The sequence below is a fragment of the Collinsella sp. LCP21S3_A9 genome (assembly GCF_052118785.1).
GTDB lineage: Bacteria > Actinomycetota > Coriobacteriia > Coriobacteriales > Coriobacteriaceae > Collinsella.
Genome location: NZ_JBQKGN010000008.1, coordinates 42,051 through 56,678 on the forward strand (window position 1 = coordinate 42,051; position 14,628 = coordinate 56,678).

Below are 14,628 nucleotides of genomic sequence, written 5' to 3' on the forward strand. Positions count from 1 at the left end.
TAGACAAAACTCTAATACTATAGCACCCTGTTACAACCCCACGCAAGTAGCTAATTAGGCTACTTACAGATTGTCGGTATCGAGGACAATGGTGAACGGGCCGTCGTTGACCAGGTCGACTTTCATGTCGGCGCCAAAGATGCCGTGCGCCACGTGGTCGACGTCCTGGGCGACGAGCGTCAGAAAGTACTCGTAAAGCTCGTTGGCAACATCGGGCGCGCCAGCATCCGTAAACGACGGACGACGGCCGTGGCGGCAATCGGCAAACAGCGTAAACTGCGACACCACGAGCACCTCGCCGTCGACATCGGCAAGCGCCAAGTTAGTCTTGCCGTTCTCGTCCTCGTTGATACGCAGCCCGCGGAGCTTGCCCCATAGTTTATCGGCCTCGGCACGCGTATCGCCATGGCCCACACCCAGCAATACCAGATAGCCGCGCCCAATGCGGCCCACGCACTCGCCGTCGACCGTCACACCGGCGTTGAGCACGCGTTGCACCACCGCACGCACGGCCTACTCCTCGCCCGTGAGTTTGGCGGACAGGTGCTCGAGTGCATGGAAACGATGGCTGATGGCGTTCTTCTCGTCCGCTGTGAGCTCGGCCATAGTCTTGCCCGGCGTATCGACCGGCAGGAACAGCGGGTCGTAGCCAAAGCCGTGGTCGCCGCGGCCCTCGTGTGCGATAACGCCCTCGCAGGCACCCTCGCCATAGGTGACCAGGCCGTCTTGGTCGATGAGCACAACGACGCTCATAAAGCGTGCGGTGCGATCCTCGTCTGCCACGCCTTCCAGATTAACGAGAAGTTTGGCATTGTTGGCGGCATCATCGCCGTGTACGCCCGCATAACGCGCGCTATACACACCCGGCTCACCGTCCAGCGCGTCGACGACCAAGCCGGAATCGTCGGCGATGGCCATAAGGCCCGTCTCCTCGACCGCAGCCTGCGCCTTGATGATGGCGTTCTCCAAAAACGTCGTGCCGTTTTCCTCGGGGTCCTCAAAATCGCCCAGCTGGCCGAGCGCCACAAAGCGCACCTCGGGCATGACCTTGCCCAAAATGGCCTCGATCTCGGTGAGCTTATGGGCGTTACCCGTGGCCACAACAATGGTCGCCGCCGGGTCGAGGGTGTCGATGTCAATCTTCTCAAGTGCCATAGCCGGCCTCCTTGTCTCTTATAGCAATGCCGCGTAGAGGACGACGAGGGCCTCGGCCTCTCCCCTCTCAATCAACGGCAGTCTTATACTTCGGCGTTTTCGCAGATTAAACCTGCCAAAATCAACATCACCTTTTGGCAGGTTAGGCGAGGGCTTGACGCTGAAGCTCGATGAGCTCGGCGATGCCCTTGTCGCCCAGATCGAGCAGGGCGTTGAGACGCTTGCGGTCGAAGGGCGCCTGCTCGCCGGTACCCTGGAGCTCGATCATCTCGCCAGAGTCGGTGGCGACGAGGTTCATGTCGACCTCGGCGTGGCTGTCCTCGGAATAATCCAAGTCGAGCAGGGTGTTGCCGTCGACGACGCCCATGGAAATAGCGGCAACCTGACCGGTAAGCGGAATGCGCTCGAGCTTGCCCGCCTCGACCCACATGGCAAGGGCGTCGTGCAGCGCCACCCAGGCGCCGGTGATGCTCGCCGTACGCGTGCCGCCATCGGCCTGGATCACATCGCAGTCAACGGTAACGGTGTACTCGCCGAGCGCCTTCATATTGACGACGGTGCGCAGGCTGCGGCCGATCAAGCGCTCGATCTCCATGGAACGGCCCTTGCGGTTGGCATGTTCGCGCTTGCAGCGCTTGCCGGTCGACGCCGGCAGCATCGCATATTCCGCCGTTACCCAACCGGCCTTAGCGCCCTTGCGCCAGCCCGGAACGCCCTCCTCGATGGTGGCGGCGCACAGCACGCGCGTGTCGCCAAACTCTGCCAGGCACGAGCCGTGGGCGTGCTTCATGACGCCGCGGGTGAGCTTAACGGGACGCAGCTCGTTTGCGGCGCGGCCGTTAGCGCGGTTGACCTGCATATATTCCATGGAACTATCCTTTCGGCAAAAGATGTGGCGAAGACTCCGGCGACATTGCGTGCCTAACCGAGTTCGTCGATATCGACATGCTCGATGCTTTTGAGCGGCTGGCCAAAGATAAAGCTGCCCGCCACCGCAAACTCGGCAATGTTGTCGGACGTGGTGGCAAAGCGATGCTGCGGCTCGGCGGTGTTGCCCGCCAGCTGCTCACGGCGCGTGAGGATATCGGTCAGCTCGCGAGTGGTCTCCTCGGCGGAGCTCACCACGCGCACCCCGGGCCCCAACGCATGACGGATGGGGCCCACCAGCAGCGGAAAGTGCGTACAGCCGAGCACCACGGTATCGATGCCACGATCGTGCAGTGGCTCGACTGTGGCGTTGACCAGCGCGCGAACGGCTGGCGTATCAAAAATATCCTCGTTCTCGAGCCACTGCTCCTGCAGATGCGCGCCCGAGGCGAGCTCGTGCTCGACAACCTCGACAAAGCTCGAAGCAGGGCAGCCATACACGTCCACGCCGGCATCCAAGTCCTGGATGGCGCGCGTGTAGGCGCCCGAGCGGATGGTGAGGTTGGTGGCGAGCACGCCCACACGGCGCGTGCGGGTGCTGTTGATGGCGGCACGCGCGCCCGGCGCGATTACGCCAATCACGGGGACATCGAGCACCTGCTGAGCCAGGCGAAGCGCCGCTGCCGTCGCCGTATTGCAGGCGATGACCATGATCTTGACGTCGTGTCTCGAAAGCCAGCGCCCCGCCTGTAGCGCAAACGAGCGCACCTCGTCCTCGGTGCGGGTGCCGTAAGGGCAGCGCTTGGTATCGCCAAAGTAGTAGACGGACTCGTGCGGAAGCGCCGTCGCAATCGCGCGCGCAACCGTCAAGCCGCCCAGGCCCGAGTCGAACACGCCGATGGGGCGCGTATCACCGGCCAGATTCTCGATATCGGACATTACCTCACCAGATTCTCTCTCGAAAAGATATGGCCAAGCGTAACGGCACTGCGCTATGAACGGGCCGCGACGAGCAGCTCCGCCGTCGCCGCCCAGCCGTCAACGATCCTGCCACGCGTGACAAAGGCGTTATCGCAGGACGCAAGAAACTCGGACGCGCCGGCGCTGGTCAGACCGTTCTCAACCAGGCAGAACGTGCCCACGTGGTCGGCCATGTAGAAATCAGACTCGGAATCGCCGAGTGCCAGCGTCTCGTCGCGCTCGATGCCCAGATGCTCGCAGAAACGCGCGACCGCCACGCCCTTGTCGAGACCCGACGGATTGATGTTAAAGGCACGACCGTCCTCGACGCGATCGAGCTCGAGGGTCGTCGGCTTGGACAGATGAGTCAAGTGGCCGTTGCAGGCCCAGACCAGACCGCAGCCGGCCTCGTCGAGGATGGCCTGCGCCTCCTCATCGGGAATATCGCCGCGCATGCCGACGGTGACCTCGCGGTACTTATAGCCAGTCGACATGTCGTTGTGATACTCGATCTTGTGCGGCCAGCGAGCGAGAATCTTCTCGCACACGCCGGTCTGCTCAATCACCTGGTGCGGCGTAAGGCCGCAGGCGGGGTCGTAAGGCATGTCGCCGGTCAGATACTCCCAGTCGTTGGCCTTGAGGTCGTACATGACCAGGCCACCCATCTCGCCAATGTAGGAGTTGAGGCCGAGCACGCGGGCATCTTCGTGGATCATGGTGCGGTTGCGACCCGAGGTGGGAATTACCTGGATGCCAGCGCGGGCAAGCGCCACGACGGCCTCGACGAGCTTGGTCGAGGGATTGCCGTCGTTGTCGCGCAGCACGCACGAGCCGGGCGCGAGCATCGTGGCGTCCAGATCGGTAAAGACATACTTGACCTTGGCAAGGCGCTCGCGCATCTCGCCCGAAAGCTCGGCAACGGTCGGCAGGGTGTTGTGGGACATGGTCACTCCATTTATTACGTAGAAAAGACTTAATCTTGGTACCGCGTTTTCCCTAAGGTGAACACGCTTGAGAGGCACCGCATCATCGGGCGTCGATGATTCGCAAACGCCATCCTAAAGGCAGCAGCGCTTAGGCGTCGTACGCCGCAAGGATGCGCTTGAGAACCGAGCCATCACGCTCGCAGGGCTCGGGTCCGTTCTTGCGCAGCATGCACTCCTCCTCGCCCTTGCCGGTCACGATAACCACAGCGGAGCGGTCGGTCTCGCGCACCGCCGTCTCGATAGCGGCGGCACGGTCGCACACGATCTGCCAGCTATCGTTTCCCTGCGCCTGGACATTGCGCGCGATCTCGGCGCAGATGTCCTCGACGTCCTCGGGGCCCGGGTCATCCTCGGTAATCACGATGCGATCGGCGTACTTGCCGGCAGCGATACCCATCGTAGTACGGCGATCGACACCCTTGCCTCCCGTTGCACCAAAGACAACCGCCAGCTCGCGCTCGGGATAGTTCTCGCGCAGGTCGCGCAAAAGCGTCTCGAGGCTCATGCCGTTGTGCGCATAGTCAACGACGCCCAAAATCTTGCCCGATGCAGACGGATAGAGCTCCATGCGACCGGGAACAAAGACGCCCTCAAAGCCATGGACGATGCCCTCTTCGGAAATGCCGAGGGCCTCGGCGCAGGCAATCGCGGCAAGCGCATTGGACACGTTGAACTTGACGGGCGTGGGGATCACGATGTCACGCGTAAAGCGCGGCGTGCGGACCGTGGCGATCACGCCGCAATCGCCGTTGCGAATGGCCAACGCACGCACGTCGGCGCGTCCATCGGTCAGCGAGAACGTCACCGTGCGCTCGCAGCGGGACGCCGCCTCGAGCACGCGGTCGACGTGGTCCATATCGAGGTTGACCACGGCAAAGCGGCTCTGCGAAAAAATCTTGAGCTTGCTGGCAAAGTAATCCTCGAGCGTGGGGTGCTCGATCGGCGAGATATGGTCCTCACCGATATTGGTAAAGGCGCCCACTTCAAAGTCAATCTTGCCCGTACGCTCGTATTTGAGGCCCTGGCTCGACGCCTCCATGACCAGCCACGGAACGCCCGCCTCGGCGGCATGTGCGATACGCGACTGCAAAAGGAAGGACTCGGGGGTCGTTAGCTTAGAAGGACCGGCCTCGATACCGTCATCGAACTCGATACCCGTGTTGAGGGCTGGTCGATGACGGCCCGTGAGCTTAGCCTCGTTGGCAAGAATGCCACGCAGATAAAAGCTGCAGGTCGACTTGCCCTTGGTGCCCGTAAAAGCGCAGACCTTCACCTTCCCCGAGGGATGACCGTAATAGGCGTCCGCCACCACAGCGAGCGTACGGCGGATATCGTTGACGATCACAGCGGGAATATCGACGTCGTAATCGACCTCGGACACGTACGCCACGGCGCCTTCGGCAATCGCCGAGACCAGATACTCGGGCTTGAACGCACGGCCCTTGCAGACAAACAATGTGCCCGGACGTACCTGGCGCGAGTCGTCGGTCGCAAACTCGATGCGCTGGTCGCAAAGAGTATCCGGCTTGGAAACAACAAGGGCCTCGGCCTCGAGCAGCTCCACATAGCGCATCAAAGCCAGCTTCTCCTTCGTCGTACCCGACATATAACGACCTTTCTCGCTAAACCTAACCTTAAAAGAGCAAAAACCGTCCCAGATGAATCCGGCCGCGCCCCTGTATTATCAACCATCCTAATATGCCACCTGACCTTGCGAGTGTCTCAGCACCCTAAAAACTTGCAAGGACCAGCGCACGGTTAATTCGAAATAACAAAACCCCCGCCCTACAAATGCGCGTGATGCAGGGATGACCAGTGAGTTTGTCATGCTCTACAAGGACACGTCGCTGTTTTCGAGTGTCGGCGTCATGGAACTCATGCTGTTCTCCAAAAACCTCACGGCCACCACGGGCAACATCACATCCTACATTTGCGCCGCACCCTACTATCTGGTTGTGACGATTCCGCTCATCCACGTCGTCGCCAAGGTAGAGCACCGCCTTGCCAAGCGCGGCAGGCGCTAGCCCCTCTCGCGCTCTCGCACACAGCAATCGTCGCAGTCACGGCCCGCCGCTTCACCCAACGTGCGGGCCGTGGTTTTTCGGTCCCCTCGGCGCTTATGCCCCATCACGAAGCAAAAGATTGGCATGATAGTAAGGATTGATTGATATCGACTGCTGCAAACCTTGCGGCAGCGCACCTAAGCCGTCAGCAGAAAGGATCTTGCATGTGCGGTTTTGTCGGTTTTACCGGTACAGATGAACAGAGTGAGCTGGTTCTCACGGCCATGATGAATCGCATCATCCATCGCGGGCCGGATATGGGTGGCCAGCACATCGTCGATAACGTCGCCCTCGGCTTCCGCCGTCTTTCGATTCTCGACCTTTCCGAGGCTGGCGCTCAGCCCATGTCGAGCGATGACGGCAAGGTCACCATCGTCTTCAACGGCGAGATCTACAACTTCCAGGAGCTTCGCGCCGAGCTCGAGGCTGCCGGCTACGTCTTCCACTGCAACGCCGACACCGAGGTCCTGGTGCACGGCTACGAGGCGTGGGGCGAGGACCTGGTCAACCGCCTGCGCGGCATGTATGCGTTCGTGATTCACGACCAGAACAGGAACAAGCTCTTCGGCGCCCGTGACATCTTTGGCATCAAGCCGTTCTATTACTACCGGGCCTCCGACGGCTCGCTGCTGTTTGGCTCCGAGATCAAGAGCTTCCTGGACCACCCCAAGTTTGAGAAGGCCGTCAACCGCGACGCGCTGCGTCCCTACCTCACGCTGCAGTTCCCTGCCACGGAGGAGACGTTCTTTAAGGGCGTGTTCAAGCTTGCCCCCGCGCATTGCTTTACGTACGACCTTACGACCAACACTATGGACATCAAGCGCTACTGGAGCTGCGACTTTACCGATGACAACTCCAAGAGCTTCGAGGAGTACGTGAACGAGTGCGACAAGGTCGTGCACGAGAGCGTTGCCGCGCACCGCATCGCCGATGTTAAAGTTGGCTCGTTCCTCTCCGGCGGCGTCGACTCCAGCTACATTGCCGCCTGCCTCATGCCCGACACCACGTATTCCGTCGGCTTTGACTACAAGAACTTCAACGAGACCAACTACGCCGCCGAGCTTTCCGACAAGCTTGGCATTAAGAACGTGCGCAAGATGATCACCGCCGACGAGTTCTTCGACGCGCTACCCGATATCCAGTACCACATGGACGAGCCACAATCGAACCTCTCCAGCGTGCCGCTGTACTATCTGGCACAGATGGCCGCCGAGGAAGTTACCGTCGTCCTTTCGGGCGAGGGCGCCGACGAGCTGTTTGCCGGCTACGAGTGGTACGAGGACACCCCCGAGATGCGATCCTTCAAGAAGCGCGTGCCGCTCGGCGTGCGCCGTGCCCTGGGCTCGCTCGTTCAGCATCTCCCCTACTTTAAGGGTCACAACTTCCTGACCAAGTGCGCCGAGGTCCCCGAGCGCTGGTACGTGGGCCAGGCAAAGGTGTTCGACCCGTCCGAGGTTGACGAGGTTCTCAAGCCAGCTTACGACACCGGCAAGAACGCCTCCGAAATGTGCGCAGAGTACTACAAGCAGGTCCCCGACTGCTGCGAGCTCTCTAAGAAGCAATACCTGGATATGAACATGTGGCTTCCGGGCGACATCCTGCTCAAGGCAGACAAGATGTGCATGGCACACTCCCTGGAGCTCCGCGTTCCGTTCCTGGACAAAAAGGTCATGGAGTTCGCCGAGCATATTCCCGCCAACTACCGTGTCAACGAAGAGGGCTGCAAACTTGTCCTGCGCCACGCCGCCAATCGCACGCTGCCCGATGAGTGGGCAACACGCAAGAAGGTTGGCTTCCCGGTGCCAGTTAAGTTCTGGCTGCGCGAGCAGAAATACTACGACTACGTCAAGGAGTACTTCACCGCACCGTGGGCTGCCGATTTCTTTGACACCGATGCGCTCATGAAGCTGCTCGACGATCACTTTGAGGGCCGCGCGCTCAACCAGCGCAAGATCTACACCACGCTGACGTTCCTCATTTGGTACAAGCGCTTCTTTATCGACGAGAACAAGGGCACCGAAGTCGCCGCTTAGATTTCGTTATGAATTAGCGGTGAACCCCGCAGGGTTTCCGCTATACTCAATTCCCGCGGGCGATTGGCGCAACGGTTAGCGCAGGTGCTTTACACGCACAAGGCTGGGGGTTCGAATCCCTCATCGCCCACCACTTGATTGAAAAGGCTCCCAGCGATGGGGGCCTTTCCCTTTTGGGCCCAGTGCAGAGGGATTCGAACCCGCAAGGGTGCGGAGCTGAGGAAACGCGAAGCGTTTTCCAGCGCAGCACGCGAGGAGCGGAGCGACGAAGCGGAAGCGGGCGGCGCCAGCCGCACGCGGACATCCCTCATCGCCCACCACTGAATTGGAAACGGTCCTCGCAAGGGGACCGTTTTTGTTTGCACACGGCCTATCCCAGCCATGGTAAATCGATAGCAAAACGGGCTCCAGTTTGCCCAATCGTGCGCCAAACGGCACGTGACGGTCTGGAACCCGCTTCAAACTGCTATGCCTGATGGCGCTAAGCTAAAACACCCGCCAGGATCTCGATTAGGCTGTCCACATCGGCTTCCTCGCACACGAGCGGCGGCAAGAAGCGCAGTGTATGTGCACCTGTAGCGTTAATCACGGTACCAGCCACCAATGCGCGAGCCACAACGTCGTGCGCATCACCCGCAGCATCGTCCAAATCGCAGCCGAGCATTAGGCCGCGACCACGCACCTCGGTAACATGCGGCAGCTTGGCGAGCCTTGCCTCCATATAGGCACCCACCTTGGCGGCATGGTCTGCGTAGTCACCGCGCACAAGCGCGGAGAGCGTCGCGGCACACGCCGCGATGGCCAAGCAGCTGCCGCCGAAGGTCGAACCATGGTCGCCGGACTTAAAGATGTCAGCGATTTCTTTCTTTGCCACCACGGCACCCATGGGCACGCCGTCGGCGATGCCCTTGGCAAGACTCATGATATCGGGCTCCACACCATAAGTCTGGAACGCAAACGGCTTGCCGGAGCGGAAAATACCACACTGGACCTCGTCGGCGATCAGCACGGCACCCACCTCGTGTGCCAAGTCGCGCGCCGCAGCCATAAACTCCTCAGTCATGGGATGCACACCGCTTTCGCCCTGGATCGGCTCGAGCATCACAGCGCAAATCTCGCTTCCCAACTGCTTAAAGATTGCGTGCAGTTCATCTACATCGTTGGGTGTGCATGCCACAAAGCCACCCGGCAGCGGGCGGAAACTGTCCTGCAGCCAATCCTGCATGGTCGCCGCAATGGTCTCGAGCGTACGACCATGAAATCCGCCGCGCATACACACGATGGTGTTGCCACCGTTGCCGGCACGTTTGGCATACAGACGCGCGAGCTTCATAGAGCCCTCGTTGGCCTCGGCACCGGAATTGGCAAAGAACGTCTCCCACACCTGCTCGCCCGCAGCCGGAGCGCCAAGCGCCGCCGCCGTGGTCTCGTCGCCAGCGGCAATCGCGTCGGCAAGCACGCGCGCACCGTCCGCATCGTCGTTGGCGAGCTTGGACAGCAACGCCGCGACCTGGCCGCGCTGCTCAATGTAGAAGTAGTTGGAGACATGAAGGAGCTTCTTGGCCTGGGCCTCGAGCGCCGAGAGCACCGCCGGGTTGCCGTGGCCTAGGCTGCATACGCCAATACCTGCAAGAAAGTCGAGATATTCGCGACCGTCGTCGCCGGTGAGCTTCATGCCGTGGCCCTCGACAAACTCGACCGGCGAGCGGCCAAAGGTTTGCATAACGTAGTGGGATTCGAGCGATTGTTGAGCTGCAAGTGACATGAGATGCCTTTCGTTAAGCGCCAGGTGGCGCGGACTGTGGGTGTAACGGTGTGACGATTTCTAACCAGCTAGACCGTCTGGAGCTTCTCGACCTCGTCGAGGTTCTCGGTCAGGCGCGCCGCAAAGGTCGAAAGCGGGTGCGGGTGCGTATCAAATTCGTAGGCCGTCTCGGTAGAGTGGATCACGGTGCCGACGCCGGCATCGGTCAGCAGCTCCAGGAGCAGCGAATGCGGCGTGGTACCGTTAATGATGTGAGCGCGAAATACGCCGCCGACAAGCGCATCGACGGCTGCGCGCAGTTTGGGAATCATGCCCTTATCGACCTCGCCGGCGTAGAGCATCTCATTAACCTCGTCGAGCGTTAGGTTGGAGATGAGCGAGTCTTTATCGCTAAAGTCCTTGTACAGGCCGTCGACGTCGGTCAAAAAGATCGCCTTGTGCGCGTGGAGCGCCGCCGCAACGGCACCGGCGGCGGTGTCGGCGTTGATATTGAAGAAGCCACCGTCCTCCCCCGCCGCGACGGTAGCGATGACGGGAATATACTCGCTATCGAGCAAGTTCTCGATGTAGTCGGTGTTGACATGCGTCACTTTGCCCACGCGTCCGAGCTCGGGGTCGAGCGGCTCGGCGATGAGCGTGCCGGCGTCGCTGCCCGATACGCCCACGGCCAAGTTACCGTGGTGGTTGATTGCCGCCACCAGCTCTTGGTTAACCTTGCCGCCCAGCACCTCGCGCACGATATCCATGGTCGCCGGCGTGGTCACGCGCTGGCCGTTCTTAAACTCGACGGGCATATCGTAATGGCTCAGCGCCTCGTTGATGGCTTTACCGCCGCCATGCACGATGACGGGGCGCATGCCGATAATCTTGAGCAAAACGATGTCGCTCATCACGTCGCGACGCAGTTGCTCGTCTACCATGGCGGCCCCGCCATACTTGATAACGACCGTCTTGCCGGTCAGGTTTTTAATCCACGGCAGCGCTTCGAACAGCAGCTGCGCAGTTGCTTCGTTGGATTCGCTCGAACGACAATCGCGTGCGAATTTCATAATCTGCCTCGTCTTTCGTATCGTTATCGCGCTGTGCTCCGCTGCCCGCAATCGCGGCGAGATGCGCAGCGTGCCTGGAGTCTAGGAGCGGTAGTCACCATTGATTGAGATGTACTCGTGCGTGAGGTCACAGGTCCACACGGTCGTTGCCGCGTCGCCTGCGCCCAGGTCGGCCGAAATCACGATCTCGGGCGCCTCAAAACGTCGCAGGGCCTCGTCCTCGTCAAAAGGAACAGTCAGGCCATCGCGGCAGACGGGCATGCCCATCATGTCGATGGAAACGTCTTCCTGATTAAACTTTACGCCGCACTTGCCGAGCGCCATGGCAACGCGACCCCAATTGCAGTCGTGGCCAGCGATGCAGGTCTTGACGAGCGGCGAGTTGGCGACGGCGCGGGCGGCGATATCGGCTTCCTCGTCGTTGGCGGCGCCGGTGACGTTAACCGTCACGAGCTTTGACGCACCCTCGCCATCGGCCGCGATGTTACGCGCCAGGCTCTCGCACACCTCGTGCACGGCAAAGGCCAGCTCGTCAAAGGCGTCAGTGCCCTCGACGATGGCCTCGGCATCCGCGGCGGCAGCGCCAGAAGCCAGCATGATACAGGTGTCGTTGGTCGAGGTATCGGAATCGACCGTCACTTTATTAAAGGTCTGTTTAACGGTCGAGAGCAGTAGGGTGTGGAGCGCCGCCGACTCGACGGGGGCATCGGTAGTAATGACCGCGATCATGGTGGCCATATTGGGCATGATCATGCCCGATCCCTTGCACATGCCGCCCACCGTATAGGTATTGCCTGCGTGCCCCGCGGCCTCGCTGCTGTAGCGAACGGCATACTCCTTGGAATGCGTATCGGTCGTCATGATGGCACGGGCTGCATCGGCGCCGCCATGGGCAGAGAGTGCCTCGTAGGCGGACGGAATTGCCGTCTCAAACGTGTCGATCGGCAGAATCTGTCCGATCACGCCCGTGGAGGCAACTAAAATCTGTTGGGGTTCACAGCCAATGACCTGCGAGGCGATATTGCACGTCTCACGCGCACAGGCAAGGCCGGTCTCGCCCGTGGCGGCGTTCGCGTTGCCGGAGTTGATTGAAACACCGGCGATGATGCCATAGCCCTTGTCCGTACCGCCCAGGTTGGCACGGCTCACCTGCACGGGCGCCGCACAAAAGCGGTTAGTCGTAAACACGCCGGCCCCGGGACAGGGTTTATCGGGCACAACGAGCGCGTAATCCAGGCGCTCGGGATTCTTGCGGAATCCGGCATGGATGCCCGCCGCCTTAAAGCCGGCTGCCGCCGTTACGCCGCCCTCTACGGCACGAATCTTGATATCGAACTGCTCAGCATTCATCGTCTTTACGACTCCTTATGTCAAACAAAAAATGGGCATCGGTTGGTGCGCCATGCCAGCCACAATCATGAGACCAGCTTAAAAGTGGCGCCAAACTCGATACCCGACTACCAAATCGTTAATAATCGAATGTGCTACACCGGGCACGCCACTGTGGGCAAGCCTCGTCGCTCGTCAAAACCAAAGACGATGTTGGCGCACTGGACCGCCTGGCCCGCAGCGCCCTTGCACAAATTGTCGATGGCGCCCGTCGCCACCAGCACGCCCGCACGCTTGTTGAGCGCAAGGCCGATCTGGGCGGCATTGGTACCGACAACCGAAGCCGTCTTGGGCTGCTGGCCGGCATCGAGCACGCGCACAAAGGTACGACCGGCGTAGAACTTCTTGTAATGGTCGACGGCATCCTCAAGAGTCAGCGCTTCGAGAGCCTGCGTTGCGAGCGGCAGCGTCACCGTAGAGAGCAGGCCGCGCTTGAGCGGTGCCAGGTGCGGAGTAAAGACGACGCGATCGGTAAGGCCCAGAATTTGCTCGATTTCTGGCGTATGGCGATGTTTTCCTACGCCATAGGCCTCCAGATTCTCGTCCGCGCTGCAAAAATGGGTGCGGGTGTTGCACGACTTACCGGCACCCGTCACGCCACTGATGGCGTCGACGACTACGGGGCCGCTCTGGGCCACCCAGCCCGCACGCACGGCAGGCGCGGCAGCAAGACTCGTTGCGGTGGGATAGCAACCGGCGCAGGCGACCAGTACGGGCTTGCCGTCGGCGTGGTCGGATGCAGCGGTCTCTAAGTCCTGGCAGAACAACTCGGGCAGACCGAAGGCACGTGTTTTAAGCAACTCGGGGCTCGTGTGCTCGGCGGCATACCATGTCTCAAAGACGGACGCGTCGCTCAGACGGTAATCGGCCGAAAGATCAAAGCAAGAGACACCCGACGCAAGCAGAGCGGGCACCTGTGCCATGGCAGCCGTGTGCGGCACGGCGAGAAATACCGCATCGCAGCTCTTGAGTTCAGGGGCGTCATGCGTGGTGAAAACCAGATCGCTCACGCCAGCAAAGCTCGGATACACCGCGGACAGCAGCTGGCCGGCATCGGCGTTGGACGTAATGGCAACAAGTTCAAACTCGGGATGGCCGAGCACGAGGCGAATAAGCTCGGCGCCGGCATATCCAGCCGCGCCGACGATTCCAACCTTTAAAGACATATCGGACTCCTTGTCTGCGGTCTTATGCGTCGTTGCGCATTCCGCAGCCGTCGTTATGAGGTAGGTTGAAACTTTAGCACCCGAGAATGCATATTTACGCAAATAATTTGTGTCTTCATGCATTGAAGCATACCCGACACATTCGCTTGAAAGAATTGACAAAAAATAAGCGAGCTCTGCATTAGCCGCAGCGCATCATACTGCTGGCCAATGCGGAGCCCACCTTATACGGAATACCAAACTTAAGGGTCGCCCAGAGCAGCCTAGAGCTCGACCGGAACCCATTCGTCGTGATTGCAGATAAAAGCCTCGGGGTCCTCGACGCTAAAGAAGACAAGCGTGGGATCGTTAGGCCCCTCATAGTGCTCGCTCAAGCGCTCAAGATGCTTCCACCCGGCCTCGCGCATTTCATCCGAAGCCCGGTCGTCCAGACCCGCACGTCCGCGCAGGATCAACCAACCATGGCCCGGCCACCAACTCGTGGCCTCAAAGCGCTGGTTTTGCAGCAGCTCTTGCCACACATCTTTGGTGCGCGCCGTTACAAACCACAGTTTGCCGTCCTGAATCTGCGCAAACGAGAACGGACGCACATGCGGCTGCCCGTCCACGCTCGTCGCTAGGTACCACGCCGGCACCGACGTCAGATACTCCAGCACCGTATTCAATCCGTCCACGTTTCCTCCTGTCATCTGACCAGTCTTTTTGGAATGGGCAGCCAATTTGGGAAATTAAAGCTCGAGGAGCTCTTCGCTGCCGTCGATATCGCAGAACCGCGCGGCGATGTTGCGGACCGAGAAGAACGCAAGGCGGTCATCGTTGGCACTATCGTGTTGCTCGCCAATGCCCACCATGTGCTTAAAGCCCGTCTGGCGCACCTTGTCACTCACGAATGCATCGTCCTCGAGTGCGGCCTCGCCAGTTAACACGATCCAGCACTCCCCCGGCTTCCAGCCCGACACCTCAAACTTGGGATTCTTGCTCAACTCCGCCCACACGTCCTTGTCGCGCGACGTGCAAAACCACAGCTTGTCGTTATCGACCATGGCAAACGAAAACGGCCTCACGCGGGGCTGATGCCCGTCGTTTGCATCGGTCGTGGCAAGATACCACGCCGGAATGCGCCTGAGATACGAGCAGACGCGTTCGAGCTGAGCCGTGCGATCGATGTCGGTCATAGAGACCCCTTTCTTGCGCT

The 14,628-nt window shown here is 60.4% G+C and carries 14 protein-coding genes and 1 tRNA gene; 3 read left to right on the top strand and 12 right to left on the bottom strand.

Annotation, left to right across the window (positions count from 1 at the left end; translation table 11 throughout):
* Positions 1-63: 63 nt before the first annotated feature.
* The 6 genes from dtd to ACTQ05_RS04980 form a co-directional block, all read right to left on the bottom strand.
* Positions 64-510 carry a D-aminoacyl-tRNA deacylase gene (dtd, locus tag ACTQ05_RS04955; protein WP_117797049.1) on the bottom strand — a complete coding sequence of 149 codons (447 nt, stop codon included), beginning with the start codon at positions 508-510 and terminating at the stop codon, positions 64-66.
* 3 nt (positions 511-513) lie between these two features.
* Positions 514-1,155, bottom strand: coding sequence for an RdgB/HAM1 family non-canonical purine NTP pyrophosphatase (rdgB, locus tag ACTQ05_RS04960; RefSeq protein WP_441054895.1), 642 nt, complete (start codon positions 1,153-1,155; stop codon positions 514-516).
* 142 nt (positions 1,156-1,297) lie between these two features.
* Entirely contained in the window at positions 1,298-2,023 is a 726-nt protein-coding gene (gene rph / locus ACTQ05_RS04965; protein ID WP_117799672.1) for a ribonuclease PH, read from the bottom strand.
* Positions 2,024-2,076: 53 nt separating this feature from the next.
* A complete protein-coding gene (gene murI, locus ACTQ05_RS04970) occupies positions 2,077-2,961 on the bottom strand; it encodes a glutamate racemase (protein ID WP_117769301.1) in 885 nt (294 codons plus the stop codon).
* A gap of 53 nt (positions 2,962-3,014) precedes the next feature.
* Positions 3,015-3,926, bottom strand: a complete 912-nt coding sequence (locus ACTQ05_RS04975; protein ID WP_441538161.1) for an HAD family hydrolase — start codon at positions 3,924-3,926, stop codon at positions 3,015-3,017.
* A gap of 130 nt (positions 3,927-4,056) precedes the next feature.
* Complete coding sequence (locus ACTQ05_RS04980; protein ID WP_441538163.1) at positions 4,057-5,574, bottom strand: Mur ligase family protein; 1,518 nt, start codon at positions 5,572-5,574, stop codon at positions 4,057-4,059.
* A gap of 202 nt (positions 5,575-5,776) precedes the next feature.
* On the opposite strand from ACTQ05_RS04980, the gene ACTQ05_RS04985 reads away from it, so the two are divergent.
* The 3 genes from ACTQ05_RS04985 to ACTQ05_RS04995 all read left to right on the top strand — a co-directional run bounded on the left by ACTQ05_RS04985 (position 5,777) and on the right by ACTQ05_RS04995 (position 8,197).
* Positions 5,777-5,992 carry a hypothetical protein gene (locus tag ACTQ05_RS04985; protein ID WP_441538165.1) on the top strand — a complete coding sequence of 72 codons (216 nt, stop codon included), beginning with the start codon at positions 5,777-5,779 and terminating at the stop codon, positions 5,990-5,992.
* A 203-nt stretch (positions 5,993-6,195) separates the two neighbouring features.
* On the top strand, positions 6,196-8,064 hold the full coding sequence (gene asnB / locus ACTQ05_RS04990; protein WP_441538167.1) for an asparagine synthase (glutamine-hydrolyzing): 1,869 nt from the start codon (positions 6,196-6,198) through the stop codon (positions 8,062-8,064).
* Positions 8,065-8,121: 57 nt separating this feature from the next.
* Positions 8,122-8,197, top strand: a tRNA-Val gene (locus tag ACTQ05_RS04995).
* Positions 8,198-8,545: 348 nt separating this feature from the next.
* Here ACTQ05_RS04995 and ACTQ05_RS05000 read toward each other — a convergent pair.
* The 6 genes from ACTQ05_RS05000 to ACTQ05_RS05025 all read right to left on the bottom strand — a co-directional run bounded on the left by ACTQ05_RS05000 (position 8,546) and on the right by ACTQ05_RS05025 (position 14,608).
* Positions 8,546-9,829, bottom strand: a complete 1,284-nt coding sequence (locus tag ACTQ05_RS05000) for an aminotransferase class III-fold pyridoxal phosphate-dependent enzyme (protein WP_441538169.1) — start codon at positions 9,827-9,829, stop codon at positions 8,546-8,548.
* 68 nt (positions 9,830-9,897) lie between these two features.
* Positions 9,898-10,878, bottom strand: coding sequence for an acetylglutamate kinase (gene argB / locus ACTQ05_RS05005; protein ID WP_441535956.1), 981 nt, complete (start codon positions 10,876-10,878; stop codon positions 9,898-9,900).
* A gap of 81 nt (positions 10,879-10,959) precedes the next feature.
* The gene (argJ, locus tag ACTQ05_RS05010) at positions 10,960-12,228 is read right to left on the bottom strand and encodes a bifunctional glutamate N-acetyltransferase/amino-acid acetyltransferase ArgJ (protein ID WP_441535955.1); all 1,269 of its coding nucleotides are present in this window, start codon (positions 12,226-12,228) and stop codon (positions 10,960-10,962) included.
* 134 nt (positions 12,229-12,362) lie between these two features.
* Positions 12,363-13,433, bottom strand: a complete 1,071-nt coding sequence (gene argC, locus ACTQ05_RS05015; RefSeq protein ID WP_427795080.1) for an N-acetyl-gamma-glutamyl-phosphate reductase — start codon at positions 13,431-13,433, stop codon at positions 12,363-12,365.
* Between the two features lie 263 nt (positions 13,434-13,696).
* Positions 13,697-14,107 (bottom strand): pyridoxamine 5'-phosphate oxidase family protein, encoded by a 411-nt coding sequence (locus ACTQ05_RS05020; protein ID WP_427718303.1) that lies wholly within the window; start codon positions 14,105-14,107, stop codon positions 13,697-13,699.
* Between the two features lie 54 nt (positions 14,108-14,161).
* Complete coding sequence (locus tag ACTQ05_RS05025; RefSeq protein ID WP_441063642.1) at positions 14,162-14,608, bottom strand: pyridoxamine 5'-phosphate oxidase family protein; 447 nt, start codon at positions 14,606-14,608, stop codon at positions 14,162-14,164.
* Positions 14,609-14,628 lie beyond the last annotated feature (20 nt).